Genomic DNA, 16,968 nt, shown 5'->3' with positions numbered 1-16,968 from the left:
CTGATTATTAGTCTTCACCAATCGGGTTTTTACGGGCAGTTAGCCCCACCTATTTCTTTGCTCTCATTGAATTGAAATGGTAAGACCTGACGCTTCTCTTTTGATATAGAAATTACTGCCCGTTAATACGGGATAAAGTGAAACTTTAATCAGTGGGAGGTCTTTACCCCACTGATTATTAGTCTTCACCAATCGGGTTTTTACGGGCAGTTAGCCCCACCTATTTCTTTGCTCTCATTGAATTGAAATGGTAAGACCTGACGCTTCCTTTTGATATAGAAATTACTGCCCGTTAATACGGGATAAAGTGGAACTTTAATCAGTGGGAGGTCTTTACCCCACTGATTATTAATCTTCACCAATCGGGTTTTTACGGGCAGTTAGCCCCACCTATTTTCTTTGCTCTCATTGAATTGAAATGGGAGGACCTGACTCTTCTCTTTTGATATAGATAAATTACTGCCCGTTAATACGGGATAAAAAATAAACAATTTAAACAAACTAAAACCAGTGCCTTTTACGGTCACTGGTTTTAATTTTATAATTGCTGATTAAGCAATTATTGGTTGCTGTTTGGCATGCCTTTTAATTGAGATTCTGCCATTTGTACAAGACGTTTAGTGATTTCACCGCCAACGGAACCGTTAGCACGAGCTGAAGCGTCAGCTCCTAATTGAACACCAAATTCTTGTGCAATTTCGTATTTCATTTGATCTAGCGCTTGTTGTACACCAGGTACTGCAAGCTGGTTTGAACTGCGGTTTGTGTTGTTCGCCATGTGTCTCACCTCCTTGTGAATATAGAATGTGCGATATTAGATTTTTAATACGAAAATTTTATCGGTAAATTGTACCTGCAAAGGAAATGAATAAAAAAGGCCGACTCAAGACTTTTGAGTCGGCTCGTTAGCTTAAGAAATCACAAGTTTCTTCTATAGAAGATCTGCAAATTTATCGGCTTCTTGCTCTTTTTTCGGGAAAATATAGACTTCACGGTTTTTCACTGCTCGTTCGATTAGTTCATCAAAATCCGAGAAGCTTTCATAATGCTCAACCTTTTCAAGCTTTGGCTTTGTTTTTGGACTTGCTGGAGTAAAAATTGTACAGCAATCTTCAAATGGCTGGATAGACGTTTCGTATGTGCCTATTTTCTCTGCAATATCGATAATTTCTAATTTATCTGATGAGATTAATGGACGTAAAATTGGTGTATTAGTTACGGCATTAATAGCTGTTAGACTTTCAAGAGTTTGACTTGCTACTTGTCCAAGACTTTCACCTGTAACAATAGCTAGTGCACCAATTTCTTCACGTACTTTGTCAGCAACTTTTAGCATCATACGACGAGTTGTTGTCATCGATACATTAGAAGGTACTTTTTCTTTAATAAGAACTTGAATTTCAGTGAAAGGAATTACATGTAAACGTATACTAGCTCCAAATTTCGTTAATTCATTAGCAAGCACCTTTACTTTTTCCAATGAATTTTGGCTTGTATACGGTGGGCTAAAGAAGTGAATCGCTTCTAAGCGCACTCCACGTTTCATCATTAAATAACCAGCAACAGGACTATCTATACCACCAGAAAGCATTAATAAAGATTTACCATTAGAGCCTACAGGCATTCCACCTGCACCCGGTATAACTTGTGCCATCATATATGTTGCATCATGACGCACCTCTACACGAAGTTCGATATCAGGCTTCTTCACCTTTACTGATAAATTTTGATATTGTGGTAATACATAACCGCCAATTTCGCGTTGAATGGCATGTGATTCTAACGGAAATGTTTTATCTGTGCGCTTTACTTCTACTTTAAAAGTAAGCTGCTCATTTTTAAATGTATCCATAATTGTTATTGCCAGTTTTTTCATAGCCTCGATGTCTTTTTCACATGCTGCTACTGGACTAAATGATTGGATACCAAAAATTTTAGGTAATCCTTTTAATAGCACGTCCATTTGTGTTTCATTTTGAATGGCGATAAACATACGATCGCGCTCTGTGCGAATGTGTAAATGTCCTAAATCCGCAAACGCATGACGAATGTTCTCTCGTAAGCGACGAATAAAATCCATCTTGTTGCGACCTTTTGTAGAAAGCTCTCCATATCGAATTAAAATTTCTTTCCAAATCATGATTTAAATTCTCCTTTAAGTTCCATCAATACTTCATCTAATACTTGTTTAAACTTTACTATATCTTCATTTGTTACATGCGCGCCAAAACTTATACGAATAACACCCTTTTTAAAGTGCTCATCAATATTTAGAGCTTCAACAACATGGCTTGTTTTTGTCTGTTTCGATGAGCAAGCACTCGATGTCGAGACAATTACATTGCGTTTTTGCAATGCATTGATAATGACTTCACCTTTTAAGTCGCGAATACTAAAAGATAAAATATGCGACGCTCCTTGTGGGGTTGATAAAATATGCACTGCATCCCCATATCCACGTAGTTGCGTGCATATTTCTTCATTCCATTGATGGTATTTTTTCGCACGATCATTCATCGTCTCGACTGCTATTCGGGCTGCTTTGGATAAGGCTACGGCTTGCGGTACAGCTACCGTTCCACTACGTAAACCAAACTCCTGTCCTCCACCAAGTGCATACGGTTGCCATTTCATTTTTTTACGAAATGCTAGTACACCTGAACCTTTAAAGCCGTGAATTTTATGGCCAGAAATTGAAATACAGTCTGGTCCCTCATCATCGTTAAATGATATCGGTAACTTTCCAAAGCTTTGTACAGCATCAACGTGAAAAGCTGCTCGACTCGATTCATGAATAATTTTTGCAGCTTCAAAAATTGGTTGGATAGCACCCATTTCATTATTTACATGCATCATACTTACTAAAATTGTATCGATGCGCACTTTTGTGCGCAGCTCCTCTAAAGAAACAACTCCATTTTTGTCTACTTGCAAGTATTCTACGTCAAAACCCTCTTGCTCAAGTTGCTTAACAGATTCTAGAACAGATGGATGCTCAATTTCAGTTGTTAAAATATGATTTCCTTTATGTGTATTGCTACGTGCTAAACCAAATATAGCCGTGTTATTGGATTCAGTACCACCTGATGTAAATAGCACATTTTTTGCTTCTGTCTGCAAAATATCTGCTACTTGCTCACGTGCACGCTTTAACAAGTCGTTTGATTCAACACCCATTGCATGAATGGAAGCAGGATTGGCATAATACTGCTCATTCACTACCATAAATGCTTGCATAACCTCTTTTAAAGGTTTTGTTGTTGCACTGTTGTCTAAATAGATTGTATTAACTTCCATTAATATTCACACACTTTCAAAACGTTGATTTAACGGTATTTATCATAACGCAATCTTCAGCAATTGACTACTAACTTTAACAATTATCCTAATTTAATCACTCATTCGTTTGCTTTTAATGTGCAAAACCACCCATTATAGAGTGGCATATTAAAATTTACTATGAACGTTTCCTGAGTATAAAAATTTGGGTTTTGCATTGTTAGGCTTATTACTATAACGTGAGGTTGATGATTTCCGTTCCGGCTGGGCGCTTTCCTGGGGGGCGTCCAACCTCCACTCCAATCAACTTATATACATGAAATATGCTTTAAATAAATGCCATCCTCAACTTTCAGCGACCATATTTAAACTATATTTCAACACCGTATTGAAGGCGAATTTCACCACTATAAACCCTAGTCAACACGCTTATTTTTAATCTTTCTTCATTGTTATAAATTCAGTTGAAGCTGTGAATTCCATGACTTTTTCAAAGCCTAATTTTTCATATAGATGAATTGCTCTTGTATTAAATGTAGCTACTGTTAAACGAATAGGACTATGATTTTCTTGTTGTAGCTGATTTAAGATAAATAAAAAAAATTCTGAACCATAACCTTTTCCTGTTAGCTCAGGCTTCATCCCTATCCCAACATCAATGCACTCGTTTAAATACGCACCATAGTCATGTCCTTTAGGTACTTGTGCAGATGTTCCTGTACAGAAAAAACCGACTAGCTCTTCTTTTTCATTGACAATTGAATAGTACGGATTTTCAAGAAATTCATTTAGAGATTCTTCGCATAGTTCATTGTTATAAAAAACATATGGTTCTTCATACTTCCAATTCAAAATGTCCGTCGCATAAACTTCATTCATTTCCTTAATATAAAATTGCACTATGAACACCTCTATTTTTCATCGTTTCTAAACAAAAATTGGGATGAGGCATAATGTGAAGCTTCCGGTCACTTTTATGTCTAAGAGCACACGCAAACGTCCGAAAAATCGTATGAATACCCCAAACAAATTGGCCTTTTAATAATAAAGCTGTCTAAAAAGTAATAACTATACCTTTTAGACAGCTGATGTAATTTTTTATTATACTTGACTAATTTGTTATTGTTTCTTCTGCTACAAGTTCTTGAATTCGCTTTAAAGCTCCTGGCTCCATTTCTTCAACTGCCGTTCCAGCCTCTTCTAATGCCTTGGAATAGCGGAATTGATTGAAGGATTTTTCTGCTTCTTTTAAACGAGTATGCAATTTTGGATTTGTTGCACGATGACGATTACCATACTGAATAATACGTTCAATTAGCATTACATTTTCAATCAATTCATGTGCCTTCGCTTTTACATCCTCTACACAAAGTGTTGCAGCATTTAAATTATTATGAACTGTTCCCATGTTGAGAGGTACCTCTTGCAGGCTTTGCATTACTACATAAATATGCTCTGCTGCCTCATCTAGACGGGCATCCATCTCTTCAGGAATACCTGGAATATTAGCCTTATTCAATAGACGATCTGTTTCTTGTAATGTTTTCTTTAAGTTTTCTACTTGCGTGCGAGCCTTGTTTTCATCAATTCGTAGCTTCTTCATCGTATTTGACAAATGGCCTTGCTCCTCATGAATACCTTCAAGCTCCTCGTTAATTTCAATCAATTCTTCCTGCAAACTTGAGTATGCAGATTTTTCCTCTCTAACACGCATCGCCAATAAGTCATAGCGACGTTGTAAAGCCTCTAATTGCTTTAATGCAGCTTTTGGTATTTCTGCATCTTTCTCATTTAAACGATAGCTTTGCTGCACAAAGGTTGCTTCATCACTTACTAATCTTGTTGAACCAATAACATTGGTGATTGAGCTTAATAAACGATCACAATTTTGGTCAACATAATTTTTAGCAATAACCTCTTTTTCAAGCAAATCGTAATAATGATCAATCTCTTCATTTATTTCAGCAACACGCGGTTTAACAACAGTTAAGTTAAGCTCTGCTAATTCATTTTTTAATGTCGTAAATTCTTCTTCAAATTTATCAAGCGCTACAGTTAGCTCTAAATGCTGTAAATAATAGGATTGCTCTTCCATTTCCCGCTGGCCACTACGTAATTCCTGTACCGCTCCTGGTAGCTTTACTTGCAATTCAGTCAAAATTGTTGGGACATCATTTATGTATTCAAATGTCTGCTGTGACTCTTGGTTTAAGCCAATAACAATTTCTCTTGCCTGTAAATAATTCCCTTCGCTAGTAAGCACATCGAATTCCTCAAACATTTGAACAAACGTCTCCAGCTTTTTCTCCAGAGCTGGTAATGCTATGCCAAATGAATGTTGGTGCGCTAACAATGTTTTACGTGCAGAGCGATAGTATTCTTTTAATTGTTCAATTTCAATACGATTTTTTTCTTCGCTGCCAATTAATTCATTTAGTTCTTCTAAGATTTTATCTTTATTTTGTTCACACTTTTGAATGTAATCTTCTATCTCACGTTCAATTAACGTTGCTTTATTAAAACGAAGTCTATTGATTTGATCCTCTGCGTCAAATAAAAGTGAATCAATTTTTGTCATATGTACATCGATGACTTCATCCCAACTATTACGCCATCGTTCAAACATCTCTTCCGTTTCACCGTTCATGTTTAAAGATTTAACTTTTGAAATTTCCTCATTTATGGGATTGTTTTGTATTTGTGATTTTTCATTTTCAAGTTTAGCAATGATTGTTGTATGTTTTCGTCGCATCATAAATCCTACTATAGCTAAAATTAATAGTAGGATAACCGGAATGATGATATACTCCATCGTAAGCCTCCTATTCTACAATAAACGAATTGGCTAGTTGTATTTATTATATACTATGTTATCGCCTTTTGTACTAAAATTTAGTGTTTTTTGTGTATATACGCCTTTCAAGAATAATACCTACTTAATTTTTGAACAATTGTCGCAAATAGAAGTGTTATTATCAATAGCTAAAGGAGTGGTTATTTTATGAAATATGACGGCCATGTTCATAGTCCATATTGTCCACACGGTACTTCTGATTCATTTAAGCAATATATTGAAAAAGCTATCTCCCACAACTTTACAGATATCACCTTTACAGAACATGCACCATTACCATTGAATTTTGTTGATCCTACACCGCAGCAAGATAGTGGTATGAATCCAGAATTTTTAATGCCTTATTTTGAAGATTTACAGCGCCTTCAAAAGGAGTATGCACAAGACATCCGCATTCATATAGGTCTAGAGGTCGACTATATTCAAGGCTTCGAACAAGAAACTCGTCAATTTCTTAATACATATGGACACTTTTTAAATGATTCTATTTTATCGGTCCATTTTTTACAATGGCAAAATACCTTTGAATGCATTGACTTTTCTCCAGAAAGTTTTATGGCTTTTTCAAAAAAAGTGGGCTCTATCGAACAAGTGTATAATTTATATTATGATACCGTCCTACAATCCATTAAAGCAGATTTAGGGCAATACAAGCCTAAGCGCATTGGGCATCCTTCACTTATTCACAAATTTCAATTAGCTCATATGGTGAAAATTGATGATTCTGCGCGGATTCGAGAAGTTTTAGATTTAATGAAGGAAGAAAGCTATGAGCTAGATTTAAATAGCGCTGGTTTAAGTAAAACATATTGTCAGGAACCTTATCCACCATTTTCCTTTATTGATTATAGTAAATCTATTGGGCTACCCATTGTTTTCGGTTCAGATGCTCATACTGTTGCTGATTTACATCAACACTATAATGTTATATATCCAAAATAAATAACTTTCAAACGGGGTGCTTTTATGTTTACACAAATTAATTATGATGGGCCAATTGCCGAGCAATATAATACTTTAGCAAAACAGTTAGATGCTCTGCTTACAGGAGAGAGCGATCGCATTGCTAATTTAAGTAACGCCTCTGCATTACTAAATCAATTTCTGCCAAACATTAACTGGGTCGGTTTTTATGTATTACAGGAGGAGGAACTTGTATTAGGGCCATTCCAGGGCTTACCTGCCTGCGTCAGAATACCAATCGGACGCGGCGTTTGTGGAACAGCTGTAGGCAAAGAAGAAACAATAGTGGTAAAAGACGTACATGATTTTCCAGGGCATATTGCCTGTGATGCCGCGTCCCGATCCGAAATCGTTATTCCCTTGTTAAAAGAAGAACAGGTCATCGGTGTTCTTGATATCGACAGTCCAATCGTAAATCGTTTTTCTAAGGAAGATCAAGAAGGGTTAGAGCTATTCGTAAAAACCTTAGTCCCCCATTTATAAAGTGAAACTTTAATCAGCGGGGGTTTTCTTCATCCCCTCACTGATTATTAGTTGAACAAATCGGGCTTTTACGGGCAGTTTATCTCCCACCTAACTTCTTTGCTTTTGCCGAATTTTGAGGTGGGAGTATTACTGCGCGTTAATGCGGGATAAAAAAATGCCCTGAAATGATTTATTGTCATTTCAGGGCATTTCAGCGCATCAGGCCGACGTTTTATTTTCAAAAACATCTGTTTACTTTTATTATATTATGAATTTGTTAGATAGGATCGATCATGAATACAAAAACGATTTTTACCACTGTTTTTCGCTTCATAAAGCGCTGTATCTGCATGAAGGAAAACAGATTGAAACGCTGGACGGTAATGTTCATCCCATGTTATGAGACCTGCTGAAATTGTCACCTGAGGATCTGTTGTACTCGGAATTACTGCAACGATTGCTGCTGCTAATTCGATTGCTTCTTTCTCATCAATATTTGGAATATACACAGACATTTCTTCTCCACCCCAACGTGCACAAATACCACGAGTTCCAATTGTTTCTTTTAACCGGGATGCAATTTGCATAAGAATCTTATCACCAATTTGGTGACCATACGTATCATTAATGCGTTTGAAATTATCGATATCAATGAGTAAGAACATTCCTGATTGATCATTTTTAAGTGACTTTTCTACATACTGGTCTAAATAACTTCTTGCGTACAATTTCGTCAAATGATCCAAATCTACCATTTCCTGAAGTTGATTTCGTAATATTGAGTTTGCAATTGCTAAAGAAGAGTGATGGATTAATGATTGCATTAATTTAAAGCTGTCAAATGAAAAGAAATATGGCTCCTTGTGTAACACAATACTAAAGCCATTAATTTTTTCTTCCATTAAAATCGGGATTGCCATAATTGAACGATATTCAATTTGATATGGGGTTAATCGGCTGAAATCGGCAATAAATAGTGGATCATTGGTATTTTCAAAATGTTGTTCAACATGTTTTATATATGTTTGGCCCTTTTCTACATTGAATAAAGCCGTACTAGCATCCGTCACTTTAAAGGTGTCATTATATTTAAAAGCGAAACAAACTTCCATTGGTTGAAAGGATTTCATTAACTGTTTTTGAAGAAAAAGTAACATTTCATGAATGTCAATCCTCATATTTAAACGATGCGATGTTTCATTGATGAGCTGTAAATCACTTACTAGGCGATGTGATTGATGATATAATTTTGCATTTTCAAGCGCATTTCCTGATGTTTGTGCTAGCATTCGTACAAAGTCTTTTTCAGTCGTTGAAAAAAGATATGTTGTAGGTGCACTTACTTGTAAAATACCATAAATAGCTTGTCTCCCTTTTATAGGGGCGTTTAATAATCGACAATTTAAATCACTAGCAAGCTCCGTTGTCAGCTCTCCTGAGACAAAAGCCTCAATAGTCGCAGGTCTTTCAGATAAGTAATCAAAAAGCTTAATATCGATAGTCGTATGGCGGTCTTGATCATTCGATAGTATAAGCTCCACATTAAACTCCGGGAAATTATCCTTAATATTTTTTAAGACATTTTCTAAAATCAAATCAATATCCATAGTGGAATGAAATAAATCTGTCATATTATACAATTTTCTATATTGGTCTTCATTCACTTTTACTTCAAAATTTTCTCTAATCAACTGAAGAACCTTTGTAAGCGTTTCGACAAACTTTTCCCCGTAATCCGAAGTCATAAAGTCTGTCCATGTATCGGTTGCCTCGACGAGTAGCACACCAATTGGATTCTTGCCTTCTGCTTGGAAAAGCACCATATCTGTCATCGTCATATAGGCGTCTTTTTCTTTTAATACATAGGGAATTTTCACCATCTTCTGCTGATAAAAGCTAGCTTCAATCATTAACCATGACACAGCATTTAGTTTTGTTTCAATTGTTACAGTAGCCATCTCTTCAATAGGTATTAAAGAATTACCTTCGAAACCGAGAAATGCCACATTTACAATTCCAAAGTGCTTCTTTAGACACTGTTTTAATGGGTTAAAATACCCATTAAAACCAGCTTGTTCCTTAGAACTCACCCAAATGCTTAAAACATCTGATTTTATATATTTTAGCGTTTGTAAATGGTCTGTCATGAAATCACCTTTTCTATATAACGTCCAAATCAATTACTATTAACTTATAGTATATTATACATAATTTGTGTCATTTTGACTATGTTATTCTATTTCACTTTTACATTTTACATATCACACAGTATCATTGACTATTCCTGAATATCGAGAAATGTATAGAGGGGAAATTTTTACTATTATCCTTTTTTCGAAAATAGTTAGTCTAATAATTGACGTCTATGTAATAAGCAGTTACAATGAATTTTGTGTAAAATAAACGCAGCAGTGGTATGAGCTTATTACTGTATTTTATTCCTCTATTTTATTTAGTATAACTAAACAGATTCAAATAGATGGTGTATTGCGTAACCTAACGGCTGCATAGGCGAAAATACATGAAAATAAAATGCGTATAAGAATGGGTACTACTGGTTTTTGTTTTACAACAAAAAAACCAAATTTAAAGGAGGAGACAACAATATGTCTCGTTATACAGGTCCATCTTGGAAATTATCACGTCGTCTTGGTATCTCACTAAGCGGTACAGGTAAAGAAATCGAAAAACGTCCTTACGCACCAGGTCAACACGGTCCAAACCAACGTAAAAAATTATCAGAATACGGTTTACAACTTCAAGAAAAACAAAAACTTCGTCACATGTACGGCATGAACGAACGTCAATTCCGTACTCTATTCGACCGCGCTGGTAAAATGAAAGGTGTTCACGGTGAAAACTTCATGGTTCTTCTTGAAACTCGCCTTGACAACCTAGTTTACCGTTTAGGTTTATCTCGTACTCGTCGTGGATCTCGTCAATTAGTAAACCACGGCCACATCTTAGTAGATGGCAAACGCGTTGATATTCCTTCATACAGCGTAAAACCAGGTCAAACGATTTCTCTTCGTGAAAAATCTCAAAACCTTGCAGTAGTAACAGAAGCAATCGAAGTAAACAACTTCGTACCTGACTACTTAACATTTGATGCTGACAAAAAAGAAGGTACATTCACTCGCCTTCCAGAGCGTTCTGAATTATCAGCTGAAATCAACGAAGCATTCATCGTAGAGTACTACTCTCGTTAATTAAATTGCTCTGCAAAGAGTAGTTTAAAAAACCCTAGAAAGCCTTTTATATCAAGGTTTTCTAGGGTTTTTGCTTTTTATCGACAGTGCACAATCATGGATTACTTATTGTTATTTCGGGGCAATTAATGGGTACCGAAATAAGTGTTTTGACAAAGAGTTTTTTTTGATCACTCATCAAGGCGCGATCTTTTTATGGATTATTTAACCATATAACCCGATAGCTGCATAAAAAAGAACTGAGCGCACAGTCAAACTAAAATGTTTCTCTTTGTTCAGCTGTGTACTTAATTAGTTACTCCTTAAGAAATCAACGATCATTTTCTTTTCATGCTCCGGCATCATATGCATGTGTCCGCACCCTTTTAGCATATGAACTGTGTTATTTGGTATGATTCTTTCTGCTCTTGGTAATACTTTTCTCGCTGGAAATAAACAATCTTTTTCTCCTGCCATAATAAGTGTTGGTGCTTTACACTGTTGCATTAATCTCTCTTTCACATTGGATGGCATCCCTACTTTTGTTTTTACATGATCAAAACTATCTTTCACCATATCCAAAGTATCTTTATCAAGAATTTCTTCTTTAATAGCCATAAATAAAGCCGTTTCTTTTATATATTTTTCTATCTTTGTTAGTTTATATTTGAGTAGTGGTATCATCATCTTCACAGTACTGATTGGAAAGGCATTATTAATACCTGATGGTACAATTAATACGGATTTTTCTACTTTTTCCGGTGCGATACACATAAGTTTTGCCAAAACTCCGCCTCCAAACGAAACCCCAAAACAAGATATTTTATCAAATCCAAGCCCTATAATAACGTCACTTGCCCACTTTCCATAATCATAATTTCTAGGAGAGAGACTCACTTCATCACTTTTTCCAGGGTGGCCAATAATATCAACCGCATAGATGTGAAAATCCTTAAGTAGGAATCTATACATTAGTAAATTATAGGCAGTCGTACTATTCCCTCCATGAAATACTAGCAATGGTTCACCCGATAGATTGCCAGTTTCAACAATATGTGTTCTTCCAAAACGAGTATTAACGTAAACATCCTTACATGAAAAACCCAATTTCTTCAATTGAGCATCATAAAGCTTTAAAGACATTTCTCTACCATATTGTGTTTTGTATATACTCATATAGCTCTCTCCTATATCCATATTCTCCTATCACGTCCTGTTTATTGTAAAAGATGATGTAATCATAACTTTTAACGTTAAATCTTTAGGAATAATTTTAATTGTGCTCGTTACATCTACTTTTCTATCAACTTTATAAATTTTTCAAGCACATGAATAGTCCATCATGTGCTTTTCGTTTATTATCGTGTGCTAAACTTTCACGATAACTGTTGTAGTTGATTTTGATACAATTTCCCTCTCTAGCTTTTTTCGTTTAGTTCGCAATAAAAGCCCTACCATTAGGTAAAGAATTGTAGTAATAATATCTGCCGTTGGAGAAACAAGAAATTCTTTTCCCTGAGCAATTTTGATATAGCCATCAAGAATAAGTGGATTCACAAGCGCATCTTCTGTCATATGCATAAGGACAAGTGGCCAAATACTTTTCGTCAATCAATTATGCCTCGGCATAATTGCGTCCGGAATCGGCTTTGTGCTTGCACAAAGAACTCCTTTCCGATTTACAGGAAGTACGCTGAAGATATCACTTTCTGATAAGAACACTAAAAAATATGGAATATGCCAAGCTCCCCAAACACCACCCACAATAAAATACAACCAAAAATCATTTATTTTTAACGATGAAAGTTTACTTGTTAAATAACCTCTCCAGACTGATTCCTCAAAAAAGTTTTTAACAAATTGAATCAGTAAACCACCAATAAAAACTGAAACTAATGCATCTAAATTAAAATTCGATAAATCCAGCCAGCCAAATATATAGCTTAATAGCAAAACTATAAAAGTGATTATGGGATAGACTAGGAGTGAGACAATATACCATTTTATGTTGCCTTTCAAATTTGGCCATAAGCCTATATCTCGCCAACCATCTCCTGCAAATGCCGTAACAGTATAGTTGTAAGTAACGGAAATACTAGCCAAATGCCCATCCCAAGTGTGTCACCTTTAGGCTGTTCAGGGATGAAGCGATCTACAAAAACACCAAGCCAGCCACATAGCAAAACAACAACTATAAAGATTATTAAGTTGCGTTTAGTTTTCATTTTCAATCCGCCTCCCTGTTTTCAAGGATTGAAATAACCCACATTGTATTGGGACAAGGAGTTTCGGGATGCAGTGCAATGTATTGGGCGATACCTTGAATAGAACACCAAAATGCTACCGCAAGTGCTTCAGCATTTCCCTGTTTAATTTCACCTAGTAATTGCCCCTTCTCTATTAATGGAATACTCTTTTTTATTAATTTATCTGCTTCCGTAAGCATCTCTTTTAAATCTTTCGACAAGGAATCAAGATGTTGTGCATTCTCCATTAGCACAAACATTTTTGCTGCAGATGGGTTGGTACTGATCATGTTAAACAAATCCGCAGCAGCCGCTGTAAAAATTGCCAATGGCGATTCATTCATAAAATTAAAATCCATCTTGAGTCTTTCACACCCTATGCGTATTAGCTCTTCATAAAGCTTTTCCTTAGAGTCAAAATAATGAAAAAGCAATCCCATGCTCATATCAGCGGCTTTAGCAATATCAGCAACTTTCGTTTCACCATACCCCTTCCGAATAAACAAATCTAATGCCGATTGTAAAATTAAGGCCCTTCGTTTTTCTTTTTGTTCATGTCTAATCGACATTTTCCCCCACCCTTTTATTAAAAGTATTTTCATTGAAATATTATTCAATAAAATTGCAAATATCCCTACAAAATGCCTAAATAATAAAAACTTCAATAAGTTTTCATTCCCGTTTGTAAATATCAATAAAAAAGGAACCTTTTATCTTTATGGAAGTCTAAATACAAAATATAGGAATAAAGGAGGAAATAATGTTTCTGAACTTACTGTGAAGGTTTTAATTTATAGCGGGATCATGATTTTTTCTTAGTACCCTTTAAAAAGCATCAAAGCAAGGAAATTAAACGTCCAATTACTTTTAAAGAAAGTCTACTGCATATCATTTTTCATAAAAAGGCTTTACTAGCTCTCCTTTTATTAAGCTTTTTGTTAGTAGCTATTTGGTTCGGTTATGAGCAGGAGGTATATCATTTTAATGCTCACAGTGGTTATCCTCCTATAAGTTTAGATTCAAAAGCAATTTTCTATATGTGCGCAATACTTGGATATACGGTCATTCTTTATTTACTTCTTGCATTATGTATTTCCTTAAACATTTCAAAAAGAAAAAGAACATAGTTTTAAATATTCCGTAAATTATGACGATTTTATGTACTTTAAAATAGTAATTACACAATTAAAAAATAACTTAACCACTACTATTATATTAAAAACGAAATATCAATTATTTACTATTCAATACTTCTTTAAAATAGAACATATTTCCATAAAAATATATTTTATTTTCATAGGAAAACAATTTTTAAACCTTTTTAAAATCAATACTCCTAGACAATTCAACCTTCCTTCAAACAAAAAACAAAGCTAACTTTTTTGTAAAATAATAACACGATTAAAATTAACAATTTTAATAAAAATACGAGTTGAACTTTTACAGAGAATAGAATACTATGAATTTCGAAAGGTGGTTCGCCATCATTCAAGCAATAACAATTATTTTAAAGGGGTTGGAAATATGTCAGACATTCTAAAGCAATTTGTTATGCCGAAAACAAACTTATTTGGACCTGGAGCAATTCAAGAAGTTGGTAAACGCTTAAATGATTTAGAAGTGAAAAAGACATTAATCGTAACAGATGAGGGCTTACACAAATTAGGTCTCTCTGAACAAATTGCTAACATCATTATAGCTGCTGGAATTGATGTAGCAATTTTCCCGAAAGCAGAACCGAATCCAACAGATCAAAACATTGAAGACGGGATTGCAGTGTATCATGCTGAAAACTGTGATTCAATCGTTTCTCTTGGAGGAGGTAGTGCACACGATGCAGCAAAAGGTATCGGACTTATTGCTTCGAATGGTGGACGCATTCATGATTACGAGGGCGTTGACAAATCACAAAACCCACTGGTTCCATTAATCGCTATCAATACAACTGCTGGTACAGCAAGTGAAATGACTCGCTTTACAATTATTACGGATACAACTCGTAAAGTGAAGATGGCTATCGTGGACAAACATGTTACTCCACTACTATCGATTAATGACCCAGAGCTAATGATTGGCTTACCTCCTGCTCTAACTGCGGCAACTGGTTTAGATGCATTAACTCATGCAATTGAATCATTTGTATCGACAAATGCAACACCAATTACTGATGCGTGCGCTGAAAAGGTACTTCAGCTAGTTCCTGAATATTTACCGCGTGCCTATGCAAACGGTGCAGATTTAGAAGCACGTGAGCAAATGGTTTACGCACAATTTTTAGCAGGCATGGCATTTAATAATGCATCACTTGGCTATGTACATGCAATTGCTCATCAATTAGGTGGCTTCTATAATCTACCACATGGTGTATGTAATGCTATTTTATTGCCACACGTTTGCCGCTTTAACTTAACAGCACGTACTGAGCGTTTTGCAAAAATCGCTGAATTGTTAGGTGAAAACGTTGAAGGATTAAGTAAACGTGATGCTGCTGAGAGAGCAATTGTAGCAATTGAAAATCTTTCTAGAGATTTAAGCATTCCAAGTGGCTTCCGCGAATTAGGTGCGAAGGATGAGGATATTGAAATCTTAGCGAAAAATGCAATGTTAGATGTATGTGCTGCAACAAACCCACGTAAAGCAACTTTAGAAGACATTAAACAAATTATTACAAATGCGATGGGCCCTGTAGCGAAAAAAGAAGAATCCCTCGAAGCTATCGCACTTTCTTAATAAGTAATCAGAAGGCATGTCTCTTACAGGCATGTCCTTTTTTATTGAGGAAAAACATTCTGTCATTGTATGTGACTTCAACACTCGCTATACTTTTCTTAAAAAGAATTGGAGATAAGATTATGCGTTTAATCTCAATTTGTCCTAGTAATACCGAGCTTGTTGCTTATTTAGGCCTGACTGATCAGCTTGTTGGTGTCGATGATTTTTCGGATTGGCCATTAGCAGTAAACGACTTACCTCAGCTTGGCCCAGATTTATCAATCGATATGGATGCTTTAGAGGCGTTGCAGCCTGATCTTGTACTCGCATCCTTAAGTGTCCCTGGCATGGAAAAAAATATTGAAGCTTTACAAGCTAGAAATATTCCGCATATTGTTTTTAATGCTAATTCTTTAGAAGAAATCGCACAGGATCTCCATACTTTGGGTAAAGCCTGCGGAGTTGAAGGGCGAGCAAAAGAAATTTCTGAGGAATATTTACAATGTATCGATCGTCTTCGCACAGTTGCTCAAACGATTTCTAAAAAACCTACTCTCTATTGGGAGTGGTGGCCAAATCCTATCTTTACGCCAGGTAAAATAAATTGGCTAACTGAAATTAGTGCTATTGCTGGTGGGGAAAATCTGTTTCAAGATGTAGAATTAGCAAGCGTGCAAACCGATTGGGCAGATGTAGTAAGGCGCGACCCAGACTATATTATGATGGCTTGGGTAGGAGTTGCCTTTGAACGTATTCAACCGGCTAATTTATTAAAACGTTCACATGCACAGGAGCTACAAGCCGTTAAAATGAATCAGCTTCACGTAATGGAGGAATGGCTTTATTGTCGCCCATCGCCACGCCTTATAGAGGGTGCATTAAAGCTTGCGAATATGCTTCACCCCAAAGAATATAAGTACGTAAAGCTTCCTAATTTTTTAGATAGCTAAAACGAAACAATATGTCAGTGACATTGTCATACTAAATAAAGTGTCTATTCAGCAAAGCGAGGGGTTTATTTCCGTTCCAGCTGGGCGCTTTGTTGCTGACGCTTCGCTTTCGCACAGAGCAAAGCTTCCTGGGGGCGTCCGATGAGCCGCTTCGCTTCGCTGCAGGGTCTCGGGCCAACGGATGTTTTTTGCGCGAAAGCGAAGCGACAGCAGCACCGATGTTGGTCACGAAGGCGTTATCACAGGATGTGATGCTTTTAGCCTTCGTTCCTCTATCGCTGATCCCCAAGGAGTCGCCCAGCCTCCACTCC

16 protein-coding genes are annotated in these 16,968 nt (G+C 36.0%); 5 read left to right on the top strand and 11 right to left on the bottom strand.

Annotated features, from left to right (window positions below):
- Positions 1–559: 559 nt before the first annotated feature.
- From ACQKOF_RS24320 to ezrA, 5 genes are all read right to left on the bottom strand, one after another.
- Positions 560–778, bottom strand: coding sequence for an alpha/beta-type small acid-soluble spore protein (locus ACQKOF_RS24320; RefSeq protein ID WP_053484999.1), 219 nt, complete (start codon positions 776–778; stop codon positions 560–562).
- 153 nt (positions 779–931) lie between these two features.
- A complete protein-coding gene (gene thiI, locus ACQKOF_RS24315) occupies positions 932–2,140 on the bottom strand; it encodes a tRNA uracil 4-sulfurtransferase ThiI (RefSeq protein ID WP_427562782.1) in 1,209 nt (402 codons plus the stop codon).
- Positions 2,137–3,297, bottom strand: a complete 1,161-nt coding sequence (locus ACQKOF_RS24310; RefSeq protein ID WP_427562779.1) for a cysteine desulfurase family protein — start codon at positions 3,295–3,297, stop codon at positions 2,137–2,139. Before ACQKOF_RS24310 ends, thiI begins: the two co-directional genes overlap by 4 nt.
- Before the next feature lie 417 nt (positions 3,298–3,714).
- Positions 3,715–4,179, bottom strand: a complete 465-nt coding sequence (locus ACQKOF_RS24305; RefSeq protein WP_427562776.1) for a GNAT family N-acetyltransferase — start codon at positions 4,177–4,179, stop codon at positions 3,715–3,717.
- A 211-nt stretch (positions 4,180–4,390) separates the two neighbouring features.
- On the bottom strand, positions 4,391–6,091 hold the full coding sequence (ezrA, locus tag ACQKOF_RS24300) for a septation ring formation regulator EzrA (protein ID WP_427562773.1): 1,701 nt from the start codon (positions 6,089–6,091) through the stop codon (positions 4,391–4,393).
- Positions 6,092–6,280: 189 nt separating this feature from the next.
- On the opposite strand from ezrA, the gene hisJ reads away from it, so the two are divergent.
- Together hisJ and ACQKOF_RS24290 are read left to right on the top strand one after the other, a co-directional pair.
- On the top strand, positions 6,281–7,075 hold the full coding sequence (gene hisJ / locus ACQKOF_RS24295; RefSeq protein WP_370045132.1) for a histidinol-phosphatase HisJ: 795 nt from the start codon (positions 6,281–6,283) through the stop codon (positions 7,073–7,075).
- Positions 7,076–7,099: 24 nt separating this feature from the next.
- Positions 7,100–7,579, top strand: coding sequence for a GAF domain-containing protein (locus ACQKOF_RS24290; RefSeq protein ID WP_427562768.1), 480 nt, complete (start codon positions 7,100–7,102; stop codon positions 7,577–7,579).
- 248 nt (positions 7,580–7,827) lie between these two features.
- Here the strand turns inward: ACQKOF_RS24290 and ACQKOF_RS24285 are convergent, their stop codons facing one another.
- Complete coding sequence (locus tag ACQKOF_RS24285) at positions 7,828–9,708, bottom strand: sensor domain-containing diguanylate cyclase (RefSeq protein WP_427562764.1); 1,881 nt, start codon at positions 9,706–9,708, stop codon at positions 7,828–7,830.
- 459 nt (positions 9,709–10,167) lie between these two features.
- Between ACQKOF_RS24285 and rpsD the strand changes: the two genes are divergently transcribed.
- Complete coding sequence (rpsD, locus tag ACQKOF_RS24280; protein ID WP_370045127.1) at positions 10,168–10,770, top strand: 30S ribosomal protein S4; 603 nt, start codon at positions 10,168–10,170, stop codon at positions 10,768–10,770.
- Positions 10,771–11,061: 291 nt separating this feature from the next.
- Here the strand turns inward: rpsD and ACQKOF_RS24275 are convergent, their stop codons facing one another.
- The 5 genes from ACQKOF_RS24275 to ACQKOF_RS24255 all read right to left on the bottom strand — a co-directional run bounded on the left by ACQKOF_RS24275 (position 11,062) and on the right by ACQKOF_RS24255 (position 13,660).
- The gene (locus ACQKOF_RS24275) at positions 11,062–11,925 is read right to left on the bottom strand and encodes an alpha/beta fold hydrolase (RefSeq protein WP_427562760.1); all 864 of its coding nucleotides are present in this window, start codon (positions 11,923–11,925) and stop codon (positions 11,062–11,064) included.
- A 192-nt stretch (positions 11,926–12,117) separates the two neighbouring features.
- Positions 12,118–12,360, bottom strand: a complete 243-nt coding sequence (locus ACQKOF_RS24270; RefSeq protein ID WP_427562758.1) for a hypothetical protein — start codon at positions 12,358–12,360, stop codon at positions 12,118–12,120.
- On the bottom strand, positions 12,361–12,852 hold the full coding sequence (locus ACQKOF_RS24265; protein ID WP_427562755.1) for a CPBP family glutamic-type intramembrane protease: 492 nt from the start codon (positions 12,850–12,852) through the stop codon (positions 12,361–12,363).
- Positions 12,783–12,974 carry a hypothetical protein gene (locus tag ACQKOF_RS24260; RefSeq protein WP_427562752.1) on the bottom strand — a complete coding sequence of 64 codons (192 nt, stop codon included), beginning with the start codon at positions 12,972–12,974 and terminating at the stop codon, positions 12,783–12,785. The genes ACQKOF_RS24265 and ACQKOF_RS24260 overlap by 70 nt, the downstream gene beginning before the upstream one ends.
- 2 nt (positions 12,975–12,976) lie before the next feature.
- Positions 12,977–13,660 carry a TetR/AcrR family transcriptional regulator gene (locus ACQKOF_RS24255; RefSeq protein WP_427562751.1) on the bottom strand — a complete coding sequence of 228 codons (684 nt, stop codon included), beginning with the start codon at positions 13,658–13,660 and terminating at the stop codon, positions 12,977–12,979.
- 859 nt (positions 13,661–14,519) lie between these two features.
- On the opposite strand from ACQKOF_RS24255, the gene ACQKOF_RS24250 reads away from it, so the two are divergent.
- The gene (locus ACQKOF_RS24250; RefSeq protein WP_427562748.1) at positions 14,520–15,725 is read left to right on the top strand and encodes an iron-containing alcohol dehydrogenase; all 1,206 of its coding nucleotides are present in this window, start codon (positions 14,520–14,522) and stop codon (positions 15,723–15,725) included.
- Between the two features lie 122 nt (positions 15,726–15,847).
- Positions 15,848–16,657 carry a cobalamin-binding protein gene (locus ACQKOF_RS24245; RefSeq protein ID WP_427562745.1) on the top strand — a complete coding sequence of 270 codons (810 nt, stop codon included), beginning with the start codon at positions 15,848–15,850 and terminating at the stop codon, positions 16,655–16,657.
- The last annotated feature ends 311 nt before the right edge of the window (positions 16,658–16,968 follow it).

The organism is Lysinibacillus sp. NPDC093190 (assembly GCF_050280425.1).
Lineage (GTDB): Bacteria > Bacillota > Bacilli > Bacillales_A > Planococcaceae > Lysinibacillus.
This window is presented reverse-complemented; position numbering and strand designations above follow the sequence as displayed.

What these genes read in the sequence shown, in the direction of transcription:
- rpsD (WP_370045127.1), top strand. Translation starts at nt 10,168, where the DNA reads ATGTCTCGTTATACAGGTCCATCTTGGAAATTATCACGTCGTCTTGGT.
- ACQKOF_RS24275 (WP_427562760.1), bottom strand. Translation starts at nt 11,925, where the DNA reads ATGAGTATATACAAAACACAATATGGTAGAGAAATGTCTTTAAAGCTT.
- ACQKOF_RS24260 (WP_427562752.1), bottom strand. Translation starts at nt 12,974, where the DNA reads ATGAAAACTAAACGCAACTTAATAATCTTTATAGTTGTTGTTTTGCTA.
- ACQKOF_RS24310 (WP_427562779.1), bottom strand. Translation starts at nt 3,297, where the DNA reads ATGGAAGTTAATACAATCTATTTAGACAACAGTGCAACAACAAAACCT.
- ACQKOF_RS24250 (WP_427562748.1), top strand. Translation starts at nt 14,520, where the DNA reads ATGTCAGACATTCTAAAGCAATTTGTTATGCCGAAAACAAACTTATTT.
- ACQKOF_RS24245 (WP_427562745.1), top strand. Translation starts at nt 15,848, where the DNA reads ATGCGTTTAATCTCAATTTGTCCTAGTAATACCGAGCTTGTTGCTTAT.
- thiI (WP_427562782.1), bottom strand. Translation starts at nt 2,140, where the DNA reads ATGATTTGGAAAGAAATTTTAATTCGATATGGAGAGCTTTCTACAAAA.
- ACQKOF_RS24285 (WP_427562764.1), bottom strand. Translation starts at nt 9,708, where the DNA reads ATGACAGACCATTTACAAACGCTAAAATATATAAAATCAGATGTTTTA.
- ACQKOF_RS24320 (WP_053484999.1), bottom strand. Translation starts at nt 778, where the DNA reads ATGGCGAACAACACAAACCGCAGTTCAAACCAGCTTGCAGTACCTGGT.
- ACQKOF_RS24290 (WP_427562768.1), top strand. Translation starts at nt 7,100, where the DNA reads ATGTTTACACAAATTAATTATGATGGGCCAATTGCCGAGCAATATAAT.
- hisJ (WP_370045132.1), top strand. Translation starts at nt 6,281, where the DNA reads ATGAAATATGACGGCCATGTTCATAGTCCATATTGTCCACACGGTACT.
- ezrA (WP_427562773.1), bottom strand. Translation starts at nt 6,091, where the DNA reads ATGGAGTATATCATCATTCCGGTTATCCTACTATTAATTTTAGCTATA.